A 1,531-nucleotide genomic window follows, 5' to 3' on the forward strand; every position below is an offset into this window, starting at 1 on the left:
TGGCCGGCGCGGCCAGCGTGCTGGGCCGCTCCACCCCATCAGCGGGCGAGCCGACGCCCCCAGCGACGGCCGGATGATCTGTGCGTCATGGCTCGGCGACGAGCACGTCTCGCCCGGGGCAATGCGTCGATTCCCACAGCGCAACAGGAGTTCGTCGGATCGACGCCTGGAGGTGAGCGGCAGGTGCTGGGGCCTTACCCCCGGATAGTGGACACGGGGTGGTCGATTACGCGGCGAGCCGCAGCGTAGGGGCGTGCTGCTGCTCGTAAGTGATCGGGGCTTGCTGGCCGCACCACGAGTGGCGGCGGCGAGTGTTGTAGCGGGTTACCCACCGGAACACCTCGCGGCGACAGATCGCCGAGTCGGGCCAGGTGCGCCCGCCGCGGAGGGTCTCGCGTTTGAGCGTGGCGTTGAACGACTCGGCCAGCGCGTTGTCTGCGCTCGTCCCGACCGCACCCATCGACTGCGTGACGCCCCACTCGGCGCACAGCTGGGCGAAGGCCTTCGAGGCGTACTGGGCCCCGTGATCGCTGTGGAAGATCGCCCCCGCCAGCCAGCCGCGGGTGTCGCGGGCCATCGACAGCGCGTCGATGATCAGGTCGGTGCGCATGTGCTCGGCGATCGCCCACCCGGCCAGCCGCCGGGAGTAGCAGTCGATCACGGTGGCCAGGTAGAGATTCGTCCCGTCGGCGATCGGCAAGTAGGTGATGTCGCCGACGTAGCGCTGGTTGGGCGCCTCGGCGGTGAAGTCACGGCCCAGCAGGTCGGGCACACGCTGCTCGGCCGGGTCGGGCACGGTGGTGCGCACCCGGCGCCGCAGCCGCAGCCCGGCGATCTGCTCCTGGCGCATGACCCGGGCGACGCGCTTGTGGTTCACCCGCGCCCCGAGTGGGACGCCGTCGTTGAGCTCGGCGGTGATCCGCGGCACGCCTTGGGCGGTGTCGGTGTCGTGGATCGCGCGGATCCGCTTCGCCAGGGCAGCGTCGTGACCAGCGCGGGCAGCGCGGGTCGGGGCGGCGGCCAGCCACGCATAGAACGACGAGCGCGCCACATCGACGATCTCGCACAGCCGCTTCACCTCGAAGGCGTCCCGGTGATCAGCGACGAACTGGAAGCGGGTCACCAGCGCGTCTCCCCGGCGAAATACTTGGCCGCCTGGCGCAGGATGTCCCGCTCGGTGGCCAGCAGGGTGTTCTCGGTCTCCAACGCCGCGACCCGGGCCTGCAACGCGGCCAGCTCGGCCTGCGGCGAGCCCGGCCGTGGCCGGGTGGCCCCACCGCCGGCAGCGGGCGCGGCGGCGCCGGTCGTGCCGGTCGTCGGGTCCGGGTCAAGCGCGGCAACCCAGGCGGTGAGGGTGCCCCGGGTGATCCCCAGATCGATCGCGATCCCCCGCAGCGTGGCGCCGGGAGTGGACCGGTAGAGCTCGACCGCCTGGCGGCGGAACTCCTCGGAGTAGGTCTTACGGGCCATGATCGTGGATCTTCTCGCTTCCCCGGCCGTGGCCGGATTCAGCGTGTCCAAGACCAGGGGT

General features: G+C 71.6%; 1 protein-coding gene. It reads right to left on the reverse strand.

The window, feature by feature from the left end:
• Positions 1 to 226: 226 nt before the first annotated feature.
• A protein-coding gene (locus tag VLK66_RS00495) for an IS3 family transposase (RefSeq protein WP_414676439.1) occupies positions 227 to 1,470 on the reverse strand; the annotation gives its coding sequence in 2 pieces (ribosomal slippage) (positions 227 to 1,134 and positions 1,134 to 1,470; 1,245 coding nt in all).
• Positions 1,471 to 1,531 lie beyond the last annotated feature (61 nt).

It is taken from the genome of Longimicrobium sp. (assembly GCF_035474595.1).
GTDB lineage: Bacteria > Gemmatimonadota > Gemmatimonadetes > Longimicrobiales > Longimicrobiaceae > Longimicrobium.